Source organism: Caproiciproducens galactitolivorans, from assembly GCF_029266045.1.
In the GTDB taxonomy this organism is placed as follows: Bacteria; Bacillota; Clostridia; order Oscillospirales; family Acutalibacteraceae; genus Caproiciproducens; species Caproiciproducens galactitolivorans.
On sequence record NZ_JAJUFJ010000009.1, the window covers coordinates 55,854 to 70,044 of the forward strand.

16 protein-coding genes and 1 other annotated feature (1 of these 17 running past the window's edge) are annotated in these 14,191 nt (G+C 49.4%); of the genes, 6 read left to right on the forward strand and 10 right to left on the reverse strand.

What is annotated here, in order from left to right; genetic code table 11:
- Positions 1 to 69 precede the first annotated feature (69 nt).
- From nusG to P9B68_RS07895, 4 genes are all read right to left on the reverse strand, one after another.
- Complete coding sequence (gene nusG / locus P9B68_RS07880; RefSeq protein ID WP_135660486.1) at positions 70 to 591, reverse strand: transcription termination/antitermination protein NusG; 522 nt, start codon at positions 589 to 591, stop codon at positions 70 to 72.
- 20 nt (positions 592 to 611) lie between these two features.
- On the reverse strand, positions 612 to 848 hold the full coding sequence (gene secE, locus P9B68_RS07885; RefSeq protein WP_135660484.1) for a preprotein translocase subunit SecE: 237 nt from the start codon (positions 846 to 848) through the stop codon (positions 612 to 614).
- A 20-nt stretch (positions 849 to 868) separates the two neighbouring features.
- On the reverse strand, positions 869 to 1,018 hold the full coding sequence (rpmG, locus tag P9B68_RS07890) for a 50S ribosomal protein L33 (protein WP_054332001.1): 150 nt from the start codon (positions 1,016 to 1,018) through the stop codon (positions 869 to 871).
- A gap of 187 nt (positions 1,019 to 1,205) precedes the next feature.
- Positions 1,206 to 2,006 carry a DUF7674 family protein gene (locus tag P9B68_RS07895; protein WP_407932272.1) on the reverse strand — a complete coding sequence of 267 codons (801 nt, stop codon included), beginning with the start codon at positions 2,004 to 2,006 and terminating at the stop codon, positions 1,206 to 1,208.
- A gap of 200 nt (positions 2,007 to 2,206) precedes the next feature.
- Here P9B68_RS07895 and P9B68_RS07900 point away from each other — a divergent pair, with 200 nt between their 5' ends.
- The 5 genes from P9B68_RS07900 to P9B68_RS07920 are packed head-to-tail and all read left to right on the forward strand — an operon-like array spanning position 2,207 to position 7,535.
- Positions 2,207 to 3,280, forward strand: coding sequence for a D-alanine--D-alanine ligase family protein (locus P9B68_RS07900; RefSeq protein ID WP_135660480.1), 1,074 nt, complete (start codon positions 2,207 to 2,209; stop codon positions 3,278 to 3,280).
- A gap of 22 nt (positions 3,281 to 3,302) precedes the next feature.
- Complete coding sequence (gene murI, locus P9B68_RS07905) at positions 3,303 to 4,115, forward strand: glutamate racemase (protein ID WP_277668814.1); 813 nt, start codon at positions 3,303 to 3,305, stop codon at positions 4,113 to 4,115.
- A 35-nt stretch (positions 4,116 to 4,150) separates the two neighbouring features.
- On the forward strand, positions 4,151 to 4,615 hold the full coding sequence (locus P9B68_RS07910) for a YwiB family protein (RefSeq protein WP_135660476.1): 465 nt from the start codon (positions 4,151 to 4,153) through the stop codon (positions 4,613 to 4,615).
- Complete coding sequence (gene argS, locus P9B68_RS07915; protein WP_277668815.1) at positions 4,584 to 6,278, forward strand: arginine--tRNA ligase; 1,695 nt, start codon at positions 4,584 to 4,586, stop codon at positions 6,276 to 6,278. Before P9B68_RS07910 ends, argS begins: the two co-directional genes overlap by 32 nt.
- Before the next feature lie 30 nt (positions 6,279 to 6,308).
- Positions 6,309 to 7,535, forward strand: a complete 1,227-nt coding sequence (locus P9B68_RS07920; RefSeq protein WP_277668816.1) for a homocysteine S-methyltransferase family protein — start codon at positions 6,309 to 6,311, stop codon at positions 7,533 to 7,535.
- Between the two features lie 794 nt (positions 7,536 to 8,329).
- Here P9B68_RS07920 and P9B68_RS07925 read toward each other — a convergent pair.
- Together P9B68_RS07925 and rsmA are read right to left on the reverse strand one after the other, a co-directional pair.
- Positions 8,330 to 8,560 (reverse strand): hypothetical protein, encoded by a 231-nt coding sequence (locus P9B68_RS07925; RefSeq protein WP_135660470.1) that lies wholly within the window; start codon positions 8,558 to 8,560, stop codon positions 8,330 to 8,332.
- A gap of 15 nt (positions 8,561 to 8,575) precedes the next feature.
- Entirely contained in the window at positions 8,576 to 9,433 is an 858-nt protein-coding gene (rsmA, locus tag P9B68_RS07930) for a 16S rRNA (adenine(1518)-N(6)/adenine(1519)-N(6))-dimethyltransferase RsmA (RefSeq protein WP_135660468.1), read from the reverse strand.
- Positions 9,434 to 9,610: 177 nt separating this feature from the next.
- On the opposite strand from rsmA, the gene P9B68_RS07935 reads away from it, so the two are divergent.
- Positions 9,611 to 10,099 carry a deoxycytidylate deaminase gene (locus tag P9B68_RS07935; protein WP_135660466.1) on the forward strand — a complete coding sequence of 163 codons (489 nt, stop codon included), beginning with the start codon at positions 9,611 to 9,613 and terminating at the stop codon, positions 10,097 to 10,099.
- A gap of 109 nt (positions 10,100 to 10,208) precedes the next feature.
- Here P9B68_RS07935 and P9B68_RS07940 read toward each other — a convergent pair whose 3' ends face one another.
- The 4 genes from P9B68_RS07940 to leuA are packed head-to-tail and all read right to left on the reverse strand — an operon-like array spanning position 10,209 to position 14,084.
- Complete coding sequence (locus tag P9B68_RS07940) at positions 10,209 to 10,532, reverse strand: AzlD domain-containing protein (protein WP_135660464.1); 324 nt, start codon at positions 10,530 to 10,532, stop codon at positions 10,209 to 10,211.
- The gene (locus tag P9B68_RS07945) at positions 10,529 to 11,248 is read right to left on the reverse strand and encodes an AzlC family ABC transporter permease (protein WP_135660462.1); all 720 of its coding nucleotides are present in this window, start codon (positions 11,246 to 11,248) and stop codon (positions 10,529 to 10,531) included. The genes P9B68_RS07940 and P9B68_RS07945 overlap by 4 nt, the downstream gene beginning before the upstream one ends.
- Positions 11,249 to 11,302: 54 nt before the next feature.
- Positions 11,303 to 12,376, reverse strand: coding sequence for a 3-isopropylmalate dehydrogenase (leuB, locus tag P9B68_RS07950; RefSeq protein ID WP_277668817.1), 1,074 nt, complete (start codon positions 12,374 to 12,376; stop codon positions 11,303 to 11,305).
- The gene (leuA, locus tag P9B68_RS07955; protein ID WP_135660458.1) at positions 12,363 to 14,084 is read right to left on the reverse strand and encodes a 2-isopropylmalate synthase; all 1,722 of its coding nucleotides are present in this window, start codon (positions 14,082 to 14,084) and stop codon (positions 12,363 to 12,365) included. Before leuA ends, leuB begins: the two co-directional genes overlap by 14 nt.
- Before the next feature lie 92 nt (positions 14,085 to 14,176).
- Positions 14,177 to 14,191: a binding site (T-box leader), on the reverse strand (it continues 227 nt past the right edge of the window).

Genomic DNA, 14,191 nt, shown 5'->3' on the forward strand with positions numbered 1-14,191 from the left:
TTTATCCGTTCCTCCCACAGGGGCAATGCCCCTCATAATAAGCGGTTTCCCGCATATTACCATAGATTCTTATTCCACCGCTTCAGCCTGATCCAATTCAAGCTCAACCGGTGTTTCGCGCCCAAACATAGATACTGTTACGCGAATGCGGTTCTTGTCGGCGTCAATTTCCTCAACGATACCAACGAACCCTTCGAGCGGGCCGTCGATAATGTGTACGGAATCCCCAACGCCATAGGACACCTCAACCTTTTTCTGCTCAACTCCCAGTTTCGCCACTTCTTCATCCGTAAGCGGAATCGGTTTTGAGGAAGGGCCTACAAAACCCGTACAGCCCCGAATATTGCGGACAACATACCAAGACTCATCGGTAAGAATCATCTTCACCAGAACATAACCGGGAAAAATTTTTCGCTCTACGTCACGCCGTTTGTTATCCTTCACTTCGGTAACAGTCTCCGTCGGTACGCGGACTTCCTGAATCAAATCATGGAGCTGGCGGTTTTCCACGGTTTTTTCAAGATTGGAGGCAACCTTGTTTTCATACCCGGAATAGGTATGAACAACATACCACTTTGCGTCTTCAGGCATAGTAAATTCCTCCGCTTATCCTACTTTGCAATATTCATAATCAAACCGAGCAAGTTCATGAGTACTGTGTCCAAACAAAAAATAAACAAGCCAATAATGAATATTGTTGCCAAAACGACACCGGTGTTTTTAAAAACCGCCTGCGGTGTCGGCCAAATGATCTTTTTAACCTCGTTTTTACAGTCGCGGAAGAACTTTGAGATATCCTTGCTTTTTTTCGCAAAAATATTCTCTTTCTTTTCAGTCGTCTCTGGCATTTTTCGTCCCTCCGTCCGGATTACTTCGTCTCTCTGTGAAGAGTGTGTTTCCTACAGAATCTGCAGTACTTGTTCATTTCAAGCCTGTCCGGATCATTTTTCTTGTTCTTCATCGTGTTGTAGTTGCGCTGTTTGCACTCTGTGCAGGCTAATGTAATTTTAACTCTCATGACGGCACCTCCCGTTATACGGAAAAATATTTAGGCCATTAACCGGCCCCAGCCTCCCTCTTAAAAGGGCGCAAAAAAATAACCCCTTTATGAGGTATTCTCATCATAACACAGGATTTATCATAATGTCAAGTTTTTTCTGTAAGGAAACGGACGGGAGCGACACCCCTGCCCGTTTCCGGTTAATTTATTTCAAATTATTCAGGTTGTCAGCTATAAACCCTTTTTCTTTTTTCTTTTTCTCGGGCTTTACGGTTTTTCCCTTGAATTTCAAACCGGCCGCATAACTCTTTTTCAAATCGTCGCTGAAAAGCGACCTCATATTTTCAATCGCGGCGGGATTTTCAATTCCGTTCAGTATCACAATCGTGATGATGGAACGTACGTCCATGTCGCCGTTGGCATACATATCATTCAGCAATTCGCAGCAGCGCTTGATCGCATCCTGCTTTGCAGATTGCGCGCACAGCGTTTCAATTCTGGAAACAAGATGCTCCTTCGCAAATGTGACAACGCGCACATCGCCGTATTCTTCCCTTTCCGTATTCAGTTCTTCCCGCAGCTCCGGGAAAATGCCAACAAAGCGGTTAAAGAAAAAGATCGGGTCGTTTGTATCTTCTTCGTCTTTCTTTCTTTTTTTCTTCGGTTTTACGGCCACGGGTTTTGGCGCGCTGACGCTTTCCACAAAATCGTTTACGATGCTTTCCGCCGAGACAATATCGTCAACCTCCGGATCGTAAAGCCAGATGGAGACCGATCTCCACTTCTTATCCGGCTCACCGTCTTCCACACCGCAGCTTCTGAGTTCAAAGCGCTTTTTGCCCTGATTGTAAAGGATACTGTAAGCAGTATTGCCTCCCTTAAACAGCACATAGCTTTCGCTCTCTTCCTGCTGTTCGCCGGCAACCCTTGTAAACCCTTGTTCGTTTAACACCGCGCCGACTTTTTCAGCAATCAGGTCAAATGCCTTCTGCTCCAAAAATATCACTCCTGAATCCAAATTTATCGTAAGTAAGAATTATCTTTTTTGATTATGTTTACACGCTTATAAATTATACTACATAAACATTTTTTTGTCACCATACAATTTAATAAAATTCTGATTGCGCCTATTCCTGCCTTGTGGTATGATATATATTTGAAAAAATATATAGTAAGGAAAAGAGCGAATCTTTGGAGGTTAACATAATGGGCAAAAAGAAAATCGCCGTCGTTTTCGGCGGCTGCTCATCCGAACATGAAATCTCATGCATTTCCGCAGCTTCCGTAATCGACAATCTGCCTAAGGATAAATACGAACCCGTATGCCTCGGCATTACGAAAAAAGGCCGATGGTACCTGTTCTCCGGCCCGACGGAGGAAATTGCCGACGGGCGCTGGGAACACAACGCGCTGAACGTGCCCGCGTTCCTGTCCCCTGACCGGGATATCGGCGGAATTGTGGTGGACGGCAAAATGGGCTTTGATGTGATCAAGGTCGACTGCGTCTTTCCCGTACTTCACGGCAGGAACGGGGAAGACGGAACGATCCAAGGCCTTCTGCAGCTAAGCGGCATTCCTTTTGTGGGCTGCCGGGCGCTTGCTTCCGCCGATTGCATGGATAAGGCTGTTACCCATACACTTCTTACCGCCGCGGGGATCCATCAGGCAAAATACCTTTGGTTCTACGCTGAAAAATACAAGACCGGCGCCGCAAAGATCAAAGTAAAGATTGACGCGCGGCTTGGCTACCCGATCTTCGTAAAACCCGCCAACGCAGGTTCCTCCGTAGGCGTCAGCAAGGTAATGGGCGAAGCGGAGTTGGACGCAGCGGTTGCAAAAGCCGCGAATGAAGATGACAAAATCGTTGTGGAGGAAGCCATCGTCGGCCAGGAGGTGGAATGCGCCGTCCTCGGAAACGCGGAGCCGGAGGCATCCATCGTCGGCGAAATTTCCGCTTCCGCCGAGTTTTACGATTATGACGACAAGTATAAATCGGGGACTTCAAAGCTATATATCCCCGCGCGCCTTGATGAAACGGTTGCCGAAGAAATCCGCGCAAACGCAGTCCGAGCCTACCGTATGCTGGGATGCACCGGCCTTGCCCGCGTGGACTTTTTCGTCCGCGAAGGGCGGGAGGTCATTTTAAACGAGTTAAATACCATGCCCGGCTTTACATCAATCAGCATGTATCCGAAGCTTTGGGAGGCAAGCGGTCTCTCTTACGGCGATTTGCTGGATCGATTAATCAAACTGGCTTTTGAAGTAAAGACAAAGTACTAGTTTTTTGGAGCGATAAAAAAGAATGGATAACAGACCGATCGGCGTTTTTGATTCGGGCCTGGGCGGATTGACCGCCGTAAAAGAGCTTTTGCGGATCTTGCCGAAAGAAAACATCGTCTATTTCGGCGACACCGGCCGCGTCCCTTACGGATCGCGCAGCCGTGAAACCATTATGAAATACGCGAAACAGGACATGGCATTTTTGCAATCCAAAAATGTAAAAATGATAATTGCCGCGTGCGGAACGGTCAGCTCCGTTGCAAGCGGTATTGGCGACAACCTCAGCCTGCCGTTCACCGGAGTGCTCAAGCCGACCGCGGCAGCAGCGGCGGCGGTCACCAAAAATAAACGGATTGGCATTATCGGAACCACCGCGACAATCCGAAGCGGTTCTTACCGAAGGGAATTACAGGCGGTCGATCCCCGGATCGAGGTATTCGAAAAAGATTGCCCGCTGTTCGTTCCACTAGTGGAAAACGGCTTTATTAACGACGGCGAAGAGGTAACCCGCCTGGTTGCGGAGCGCTACCTTACCCCACTTAAGGAAGCGGAGATCGACACGCTGATCATGGGCTGCACGCACTACCCCATTATCCGCAGCATTATTTCGGGCGTTTTGGGAAGCGGCGTAACCCTGATCGACAGCGGCCGTGAAACCGCGCTTTTCTGTGCGGAAACCCTGAAAGCCAAGGGGCTGTTAAGCAGCCGGCCCGAGGAAGGCGACTGTTCCTTCTTTGTAAGCGACCGGGTTGAAGGGTTTTCGCAGATTGCGGGGATCTTTTTGGGGCGCAATATCAAGCACGAAGTCAGCCATGTGGATATTGACCTGTATTAAAAGACAAAATACGTATTGAAAGCAAGGAGTAACGAATGCTGGAAAATTACCTTATTTCCATTAAGGGCCGGCAAAAAATAGACAACGAAACCGGCGAGGTTGAACTGACCACCTTGGGTTCCTATGTCCGAAAGGGCAACAGCAAATACATTGTTTATAAGGAATACGACGCGGAAAACCGCAATGCCCCCAAAACCTCCGTTTTAAAGATAGATGGCAATAAAAAGGTTACGCTGATGCGTGGAGGCGCGGACAGTACCCGCCTTATACTGGAATGCGGAAAACGCCATCTCTGCCAGTATAACACAGGCTTTGGAAATATGATGATCGGCGTTTTTACCAGCAGGGTAAAATCCGAGCTGGGCGATCTGGGCGGAAAACTCGAAATCTATTATACCTTAGATATTAACTCAAATTTATCCAGCTCGAACGAGCTGCTTATAACGGTCAAGGAGGCAAATCAAAAAGATGTCAAAAATAGTGTTGCAGGCAACCAATGATCTGAAAACTGCCATTCAGCGCGCGATTGAGAAGGCGCAAGCCGACGGCAGCTTACCGGAAACGGAAATCCCGCAGTTTACCATTGAAGTTCCGGCTAACCGAACGCACGGCGATTGGGCCACAAACGCCGCCATGGTTTCCGCCAAGGCGTTCCGCCTTGCGCCGAGAAAAATTGCACAGGTGATTACGGACAACATCGCGCTGGAGGGCACTTTTTTCGACCGATTTGAAATTGCCGGCCCGGGATTTATCAATTTCTTTCTGAGCCAAAATTTTTATACACAGGTGTTAAAGGATATTACGGTAAGCGGCAGCAATTACGGGCGCAGCGATTATGGCAAAAAGGAAAAGATCATGGTTGAGTTTGTGTCCGCCAATCCGACCGGCCCCATGCACATGGGAAATGCGCGCGGCGGCGCACTGGGTGACTGCCTTGCCTCCGTACTCGACGCGGCGGGCTACGATGTATGGCGTGAGTTTTATGTTAACGACGCGGGCAACCAGATTGAAAAATTCGGCAGTTCCCTTTCCGCGCGCTATCTTCAGATTTTCAAGGGCGAAAACGCGGTGGAATTCCCGGAGGACGGCTACCAGGGCGACGATATCAAAGAGCGCGCTTCTGAATTTGCGGAAATTTACGGAGACAAATACGTAAATGCGGAGCAAAAGGAGCGGGAAAAAGCGCTGGTTGAATTTGCTTTGCCGAAAAATATTAAAAAAATGGAATCCGACCTGAAAAAATACGGGATCGAATACGACGAATGGTTTTTGGAAAGCCGCCTTCACAACGACGGCGAGCTAACGGAAACCATCCAGATTTTAAAGGATAAGGGGCTTACCTACGAAAAAGACGGTGCCATCTGGTACAAAGCGACTGAGTTCGGCGCAGAAAAAGACGAGGTTCTTGTCCGCCAGAACGGAAATCCGACCTATTTTGCGGCAGATATCGCGTATCATCGTAATAAATTCCAAAAGCGCGGATTCAACCGCTGCATCGACGTCTGGGGCGCAGACCACCACGGACACGTGGCCCGTATGAAGGGTGCGATGGACGCAATCGGACTGGACGGAAGCAAACTGGACATCGTTTTAATCCAGCTCGTCCGTCTGGTAAAATCCGGCGAAGTGGTCCGTATGAGCAAGCGCACCGGAAAGGCAATCCAGCTTGCCGATTTATTGGACGAAGTTCCGGTGGACGCGGCAAGATTCTACTTTAATATGCGCGAGGCAACCTCCCAAATGGATTTCGACCTTGACCTTGCGGTACAGCAGGATTCCCAGAACCCTGTGTATTACGTGCAGTATGCCCATGCCAGAATCTGCAGCATCTTCAAAACGCTCGCTGCCGAGGGAATCCACCTGCGCGACTGCACCGATGAAGAACTGGCGCTTCTGACCGCGCCGGAAGAAATCGAGCTCATCCGCCATCTTTCCGCCTTTACGAGCGAAATTATTGCCGCCGCGCAGGATTATGATCCCGCCCGAATTACACGTTACGTTATTACGCTGGCAACACTATTCCACAAATTTTACAATGCCTGCCGCGTAAAGGGCGAAAACGAAAGCCTAACCGCCGCAAGGCTGTACTTATGTAATGCGGTGGCCATTGTGATCCGCAACGTGCTTTCTATGTTTAAAATATCGGCGCCGGAAAGCATGTAACGGTTATATTGATAGGAGCAATGAAAATTAATGAGCTTCCCTTTTAAATTGCCAATGCTGCTGGACGGTGCGACCGCCACCAACCTGACCGCTGCCGGCATGCCCAGCGGCGTTTGTCTGGAAAAATGGATTTCGGAAAACCCGCAGAAGCTGTTAAAGCTGCAAAGCGACTTTATTGCCGCTGGGGCGCAGGCTATTTACGCGCCCACCTTCGGCGCGAACCGTGCCTGCCTTTCCGCTTACGGATTTGAAAACGAAGCGGTTGAACTGAATAAAAAGCTGGCCGGGCTCTCGTTGAGCATAGCAAAACCAACCGGTGTGCTGGTTGGCGGGGATTTATGCCCTACTGGGCTGTTCGTGCCGCCGTTCGGGGATGCGGATTTTGACGACATTTACGATATTTACCGGGAACAGATCCGTGCTTTGGACGAAGCAGGCGTCGATTTTCTGATTATTGAAACGCAGACCTCGCTTGCGGATATGCGCGCGGCCGTCTTAGCGGCGCGAACCACCAATCTGCCTGTATTTGTTACCATCACGATTGACGAAAGCGGCCACACGTTGACAGGCGGCAGCCTCCTACCCACAGTAATTACCCTGCAGGCAATGGGGGTCGATGCCATTGGGCTGAACTGCTCCTTCGGGCCGCAATCCATGTTGGAATATATTGAAGAAATCCTTCCCCATGCAAGCGTTCCGGTGATTGCAAAACCGAATACCGGCGCTGCCATGCGGAACCTTCTCGGCGGGAATCCTCTTACGCCAGAGGATTTTGCCGGTGCCATGCGCAAAATGATGGAGGCGGGCGCGAGGATTGTGGGCGGCTGCTGCGGCGCTACGCCGGAGCACATCAAAGCCCTTGCCGCAGTGGTTAAGGAATTCGGACCTTTGCCCGAGTCCCCGGAGCCCGACTGCTATGCCGCCGCAAATGAGCGCGAAGCGTTCTTCCTCGGTGACGACATTTTGTTCAGCGAACCGCTTTCGTGCACCAGCTCTCTGGGCGACGACCTGATTGATTTGGACGACGAGCGGTCAAACGCCGCTTTGGTGAAAATAAACAGCCTGGACGACGCCATGCTCCTTTGCGAAAACAGCACCATGACGCGCCTGCCGATTGCCGTGCACTGTGACAGCCTTCCGGTGCTCGATGCAGCGCTGCGTTACTTCCAAGGGCGGCTCATCATTGACTCAACGTGTTCTATTGAAACCGAACTAATGGAACCGCTCGCCGCAAAATACGGCGCGATCATTTATTAATTAAGAAAGCAGCAGAGAAAAAGCCCTGCTGCTTTTAAAATATTCTTAATTGGAACACACTAAATTTCAACGAGAGGTAATTATATCCTAATTAATTTCTATCATTTTTCGGTCTGCTTTCTTGAGTGATGAATCACAACAATGAAAAGCAAACAATATGTAATAACAGAAATTGATATTAAGGTAAAATTAACCGACATTTGAATGCAAAGAACTTCAAAAAACTTCCCCAATAAACCAAGTAAGGAAATCCCATTCACAAGAATATAATACTATACTGGATATTCTTACTAAAGAGAATTGTCGCTGAAGAAAAAGCCCGTGCACTATTTCCAGCATGCTTAGTCTTCCGGTAACATCCTCTTTTTTTCAGTTGTACTAGTAGCCGACATTTTAATGCCTGTTGGTATGCTTGCGACTACTTCATAAGTGGCAGTTGCAGTTGATGAATCCGATCAAGAAAGGCCAGAACGGTCTCATATATCTTTTTTATTCTTAAGTTTATAATTTCTTCAGTAGCCTTATCAATCAGTCTTGCTTTAGCACTACTAATGCCATTTTTTTGTGACAAATTTTTATTTTTCTTAGCGCTTATCATCATAGCCATACTTAGCATTAAAGATACAAGGGTGATGGTTTTTCATGACATTTTAAGTATGTCCCCTCGATAAATTGGAAAATTGTAATTTATTATAAAATGACATATTTTTTTGAATATAATGCAATACTTTTTCAATTGAGAAATTACTATAAAAAAGATCGATCGGAAGTTTTATCGCTCCGACCGGTCTTTTTTATTCTCTTTGCTGGTTTTCCGGCTGCTTCATTTCCCTTGGCCTTTCTTCCTCGAGCGGCTCTTTCCAGCTTTCAAACGCGAGGAACATCCCACTAAAGGCTACAACACAGGCAACCGCGGCCGTAGCCAGCGCCCACCCGGTAATTTCGAACGGGCCAAGCACCATGGAAATCAGCGTCAGCACCATGCCGACTTCAAAAAACAGGACTGCCAGTTTCCCGTCGCTCATTCGTATTCCTCCGTTTCACTCATTTTCCGACGACAATTCATTACTCAAAGCCGCAAGCTGTTCCATTGTAAGCTGCTCTGCCCGCGCATTGGGGGCAATTCCCGCCCGTTCCAGCGCCAAAGCGATTGTCTCCCGTTGAAATGCAAGCCCGGAGGACAACGAATTGAGGATCGTTTTCCGGCGCTGGCCGAAAGCCGCCTTCACCACCCGGAAGAAATCCTTTTCATCATCAATGTGTACGGGCGGTTCCTTCAAGACATTCAGGCGGATCACCGTGGAATCCACATTCGGCTGAGGGTGAAAATTTTCGCGCCCCACTTGGAAAAGGATTTCCGGTTCCGCAAAATACCGCACAGCCGCGCTAACCGCACCACAGGAGCGGCTGCCGGGCTGTGCGCAAAAGCGCTGAGCCGCTTCCTTTTGCACCATTACCGTAATGGAATGAATGGGCAGCCGTTCCTCCAAAAGCCGCATAATGACGGGCGAGGTAATATAATAAGGAAGATTGGCACAGACGGCGATCTCCTGCCCCGGGAATTCGGTTTCTATCAGCCTTTTCAGGTCGGTTTTTAATATATCATCAAGAATAATTTTTATATTGCTGAAACCCGCCAGCGTTTCTTCCAAAACCGGGAGCAGACGCTTATCCAGTTCGACGGTCACGACTTTGGCAGCTCTTTTTGCCAGTTCCACAGTCAGGATGCCCAACCCCGGGCCAATTTCCAGTACCCCACCGCCGTCCGCACGGCATTCGGCAGCCATATGCGGACAAACATCCGGGTTAATGAGAAAATTCTGTCCTAGTGATTTGGAAAAATGAAACCCGTGGCGCGACAGCACACCCTTTATTGTATTCATATCCCATAAATTCATTTTTATTTCTCCGTATCTATCAGTTCGGAAACTTCCCGCCAGCTACTGACTGTTCCGAAAGGAAATCTCTTTTATCTCGATTTAAGATTATATCATATAAATTCGCACAATTCCATTGATTATCCATTGAAAATACAATATGATAGAATTGGTTATAAAAGAGCGGGAGGTATCAGAATGACTCGTACTGATAAAGAAAATTATTATCTTGATATTGCGGAAACTGTACTGGAACGCGGAACCTGCCTGCGTCGGAATTTCGGCGCGATTATCGTACAACACGACGAAATCGTTTCTTCCGGCTACACCGGTGCGCCGCGCGGCCGCCGCAACTGCATCGACACGGGAGTCTGCGTGCGTGAATCATTGAACATTCCCCGCGGCGAGCGCTACGAGCTTTGCCGCTCCGTCCACGCGGAAGCCAATGCCATCATCAGCGCTTCCCGGCGCGATATGATCGGCAGTACGCTCTATCTGGTGGGCCGCGACATGAAAACCGGCAATTACGTAGAAAATGCTTCCCCCTGTTCCATGTGCAAACGAATGATTATCAACGCGGGAATTACGCGGGTTGTTGCGCGGAACACGAAAAATACTTTTTCCTCGGTCTATGTGGAGGAATGGATTGAAAACGATGAATCGCTGACTGGAAAATTCGGTTATTAGTGCATAGAGAAATTGCTGAAATTATTATTGTCAATGCAAAGCACCTACAACTTTGCCGTCTGTTGAAAAAACGCCGCTGCATTTGCAGCGGCGTGAATTATTTTATTGCTTATTTCACGATAACATGAAGAATCTGTTCCGCAACAAAAACCGCACCGGCGGAGCCCAGCGCAACCGTTAATAGCCCCCGGCCATGGTAAGCAAGAAAAAGCGCGGCGGCAAGCCCGATACATGCCGAATACAAATTCGCGGTGGAATACAGAATTTCGGGGAAAGTCATTGCCGCAAGCACCGAATAAGGGACATACGCCAGGAAGGACTTCACAAAACGGTTATTAATTTTCTTCTTAAAAATGGCAAGCGGCAGCATGCGGATGATATACGTTACAAACGCCATGATAAAAATGCAGGTTAAAATCCTCGTATAATTCATTCCTGCACCTCCGCCTCATGAACCGGATAGCGCAAAGCGGCAAAGGCCGAAGCGATCACCGCACACACAATGATTACCCAGCCGCTGGAAATCCGGTTTAAATACGGAGCCCACTTGAAAATGCAGCTCAGTACGATGGTAAACAGAATCACCTTTGCAATCGGCTTCGCCTTTTTTGCGGGCGGGATAATAATGGCGATGAACATGCCGTAAATGGCGATTCCAAGCGCGGTGCGCACGCATCCTGGCAAAAGGCCGGTTGCGGCAGCGCCCAAAAACGTCCCGAGCGTCCAGCCGGCATAAGGTGCAGCGATCAACCCGGAAAAGTACCGCGCGTTGATATTCCCCTTCTGCTGCATGGCAACCGCAAAAACCTCGTCGGTAACGCCGAAGGAAAGCACAAACCGCTGTAAGGACGTCATGGTTTCGTCCACCTTTTGCGATAAGGAAAGCGACATCAACATATAGCGGATATTAATGACAAAAGTTGTTACCGCAATTTCTATGTACAGCCCCCCTGTCAGGATCAACTGCGTTCCCGCAAACTGCCCGGCGCTGGTCAGATTGGTCATGGATATCAGGAGCGCGACCCAAACAGGCAGCCCTCCCTGCGTCGCCATCATGCCAAACGCGAACGAAACGCTGATATAGCCAAGGCAGATGGGTAAACCGTCTTTCAGCCCTTTTTGAAAGGTGAGTGTCTCATTTTGCTGCATCTTTCTCTCCAAATGTAATACTATTTGTATAATTATTGCTATAATATACAGATATTAAAGTATTTTGCAGACAAGATCGCCCATTTCTTCACAGGTTACCTTCTGCATGCCTTCGGTATAAATGTCCGGCGTGCGAGCTGTTTTCAGAATTTCGCAAACGGCATTTTCAATGGCGTCGGCGGCTTCGTATTCTTCCAGCGAATAGCGGAGCATCATTGCGGCGGAAAGAATGGTCGCGAGCGGATTTGCCGTTCCCGTTCCGGCGATGTCGGGCGCGGAACCGTGCACAGGCTCATACAGCCCCGCCTTTCCGGCGCCAAGGCTTGCGGAAGGCAGCATCCCGATGGAACCGCTGATCATCGAAGCCTCGTCGGATAGAATATCGCCGAAGATATTCGAAGTCACAATCACATCGAACTGCTTCGGATTGCGAACAAGTTGCATCGCGCAATTGTCCACATAAAGATTGGACAACTCTATATTAGGATACTCCTCTTTGCCGATCCGTGCAACCGTTTTTCTCCAAAGACGGGAAGATTCCAGCACATTTGCCTTATCTACGCTGCAAAGCCTACCGTCGCGTTTCGAAGCCATTTCAAAGCCTACGCGCGCAATACGCTCAATTTCCGGAACAGAGTATATTTCCGTATCGTAGGCGGCCTCCGCGCCGTTTACCGTCTTTTTGCCGTGTTCCCCAAAGTAAATCCCGCCGGTCAGCTCGCGCACGACCAGGATGTCAAGGTTATCCCCGATAATCTCCGTTTTCAGCGGCGAAGCCTCTCGAAGCGGCTTGAAAATGACAGCCGGGCGAAGATTTGCGTACAAGCCCAGCGCGCCGCGGATGCCTAAAAGACCCGCTTCCGGCCTTAAATTGCCAGGCATGCCATCCCATTTCGGCCCGCCGACCGCCCCCAGCAGCGTGGAATCCGCCGCTTTGCATTTATCAATGGTTTCCTGCGGAAGCGGAACGCCGGTCGCATCAATTGCGCAGCCACCCAGCAGCGCTTCGTCGTAGGATATCACAAAGCCGAATTTTTCCGCAGCCCGGTTTAAAACCTTTACCGCCTGCGTTACGATTTCCGGCCCGATTCCGTCCCCTTTTAACAGTACAATTTTATACGTTTTCATTGGTATCCCCTCCAGAATTGTTTGCTGCGTTCTTTGCGCGGTTAATTGCACAGATAATCCCCTTAATGGAAGCAAGGCTAATATTGTTGTCGATACCGACGCCGAACAACGGCTCGCCGTCCGGACCGGTCAAATGGATATAGGAAACCGCTTTCGAGTCGGCGCCGCTGGAAATAGCATGCTCACGGTAGGAAACAAATTGATAATTCTTGATGCCGACCGTTTCCAGCGCGTGGAAGAAAGCGCTGATGGGGCCGTTTCCCGCGGCGCTGATAGGATGGTCCGCATGCTTAAAGCGGATGACGCCTTCAAAATGCACCTGAGTGTTGCCACTAATATCGTTTTCTTCATACAGCTTATATTTTTTCAGATTATAGGGGTAGTCGACTTCCAGATACGCGCGGCGGAAAATATCGAAAATTTCCTGCGGGCGAAGCTCGCGTCCCGTTTCGTCGCAGGCGGTCTTGACCATCGCGCCGAATTCCGGATGCATTGCTTTCGGCAACTCGTAGCCAAAATACTGCTGCATAACGAACGCCGCCCCGCCCTTTCCGGACTGGCTGTTGATGCGGATAATCGGCTCGTATTCGCGGCCCACATCCGCCGGATTGATCGGAAGGTACGGCACTTCCCAGTATGGCGTCCCGCTTTTCGTCATATAGTCCACGCCTTTTTTGATCGCGTCCTGATGCGAACCGGAAAACGCCGTAAACACCAGGTCGCCTGCGTAGGGGTGGCGCTCATGCACTTTCATCTTCGTGCATTTCTCGTATATTTCACGAATGTCATGTATATGGAAAAAATCAAGCTTCGGGTCAACGCCCTGTGAATACATGTTCATGGCAACGACCATGATATCCGCGTTTCCGGTGCGTTCCCCGTTGCCGAACAGCGTACCTTCCACCCGCTCCGCCCCGGCCATGATTCCGAGCTCGGTAGCCGCCGTAGCCGTTCCGCGGTCGTTGTGCGGATGGATGCTGATGATCGCGCTCTCCCGGTTTTTCAGATGGCGGCAGAAATATTCAATCTGGTCGGCATAGCAGTTCGGGGTCGCCATTTCCACCGTATTAGGAAGATTTAAAATCAGCTTGTTTTCCGGCGTCGAGCCAAGCGCTTCCATCACCTTTTCACAGATCAGGACCGAATTTTCGATTTCCGTTCCGGAAAAGCTCTCCGGTGAATATTCAAAGCGGATATTCGCCCCGCTTTTCCGGATTTCCGCCTCGGTTAGTTCCTTAATCAGCTTGGCGCCCTCCACAGCTATGTCAATAACGCCCTGCATATCCGTTTTGAAAACGACCTTGCGCTGGAGGGTCGACGTGGAATTGTAAAAATGCACAATGACATTCTTTGCGCCTTGAATCGCCTCAAAGGTTTTCTGAATCAGATGCGGTCTTGCCTGGACAAGCACCTGTATGGTCACATCGTCCGGGATGAGATCGCGCTCGATCAGCGTCCGCAGGATTTCATATTCCGTTTCCGAAGCGGAAGGGAATCCGACTTCAATTTCCTTAAAACCGATGTCAACAAGCGTCTGGAAAAACAGCAGCTTTTCCTCTAAATTCATTGGATCGATCAGCGCCTGATTGCCGTCGCGCAGGTCCACACTACACCAAACCGGCGCTTCCCGGATAATTTTGTCGGGCCATTGGCGGTCCGGCAGGTGGATCGGCTGGAACGGAATATACTTTTTGCAGCCTTCATACATCGTCAAACACTCCTTTGTTCGTTTTCTTCGCGTTTACCACAAAAAACAACGGGAACCAGGAAAACAAAAGCCCCGAACACAGCTCTAGCTGTGCTCGGGGCGAATAA

Coding starts and splice junctions, on each gene's coding strand:
- nusG (WP_135660486.1), bottom strand. CDS start 591: ATGCCTGAAGACGCAAAGTGGTATGTTGTTCATACCTATTCCGGGTAT.
- secE (WP_135660484.1), bottom strand. CDS start 848: ATGCCAGAGACGACTGAAAAGAAAGAGAATATTTTTGCGAAAAAAAGC.
- rpmG (WP_054332001.1), bottom strand. CDS start 1,018: ATGAGAGTTAAAATTACATTAGCCTGCACAGAGTGCAAACAGCGCAAC.
- P9B68_RS07900 (WP_135660480.1), top strand. CDS start 2,207: ATGGGCAAAAAGAAAATCGCCGTCGTTTTCGGCGGCTGCTCATCCGAA.
- murI (WP_277668814.1), top strand. CDS start 3,303: ATGGATAACAGACCGATCGGCGTTTTTGATTCGGGCCTGGGCGGATTG.
- P9B68_RS07910 (WP_135660476.1), top strand. CDS start 4,151: ATGCTGGAAAATTACCTTATTTCCATTAAGGGCCGGCAAAAAATAGAC.
- argS (WP_277668815.1), top strand. CDS start 4,584: ATGTCAAAAATAGTGTTGCAGGCAACCAATGATCTGAAAACTGCCATT.
- P9B68_RS07920 (WP_277668816.1), top strand. CDS start 6,309: ATGAGCTTCCCTTTTAAATTGCCAATGCTGCTGGACGGTGCGACCGCC.
- P9B68_RS07925 (WP_135660470.1), bottom strand. CDS start 8,560: ATGAGCGACGGGAAACTGGCAGTCCTGTTTTTTGAAGTCGGCATGGTG.
- rsmA (WP_135660468.1), bottom strand. CDS start 9,433: ATGAATTTATGGGATATGAATACAATAAAGGGTGTGCTGTCGCGCCAC.
- P9B68_RS07935 (WP_135660466.1), top strand. CDS start 9,611: ATGACTCGTACTGATAAAGAAAATTATTATCTTGATATTGCGGAAACT.
- P9B68_RS07940 (WP_135660464.1), bottom strand. CDS start 10,532: ATGAATTATACGAGGATTTTAACCTGCATTTTTATCATGGCGTTTGTA.
- P9B68_RS07945 (WP_135660462.1), bottom strand. CDS start 11,248: ATGCAGCAAAATGAGACACTCACCTTTCAAAAAGGGCTGAAAGACGGT.
- leuB (WP_277668817.1), bottom strand. CDS start 12,376: ATGAAAACGTATAAAATTGTACTGTTAAAAGGGGACGGAATCGGGCCG.
- leuA (WP_135660458.1), bottom strand. CDS start 14,084: ATGTATGAAGGCTGCAAAAAGTATATTCCGTTCCAGCCGATCCACCTG.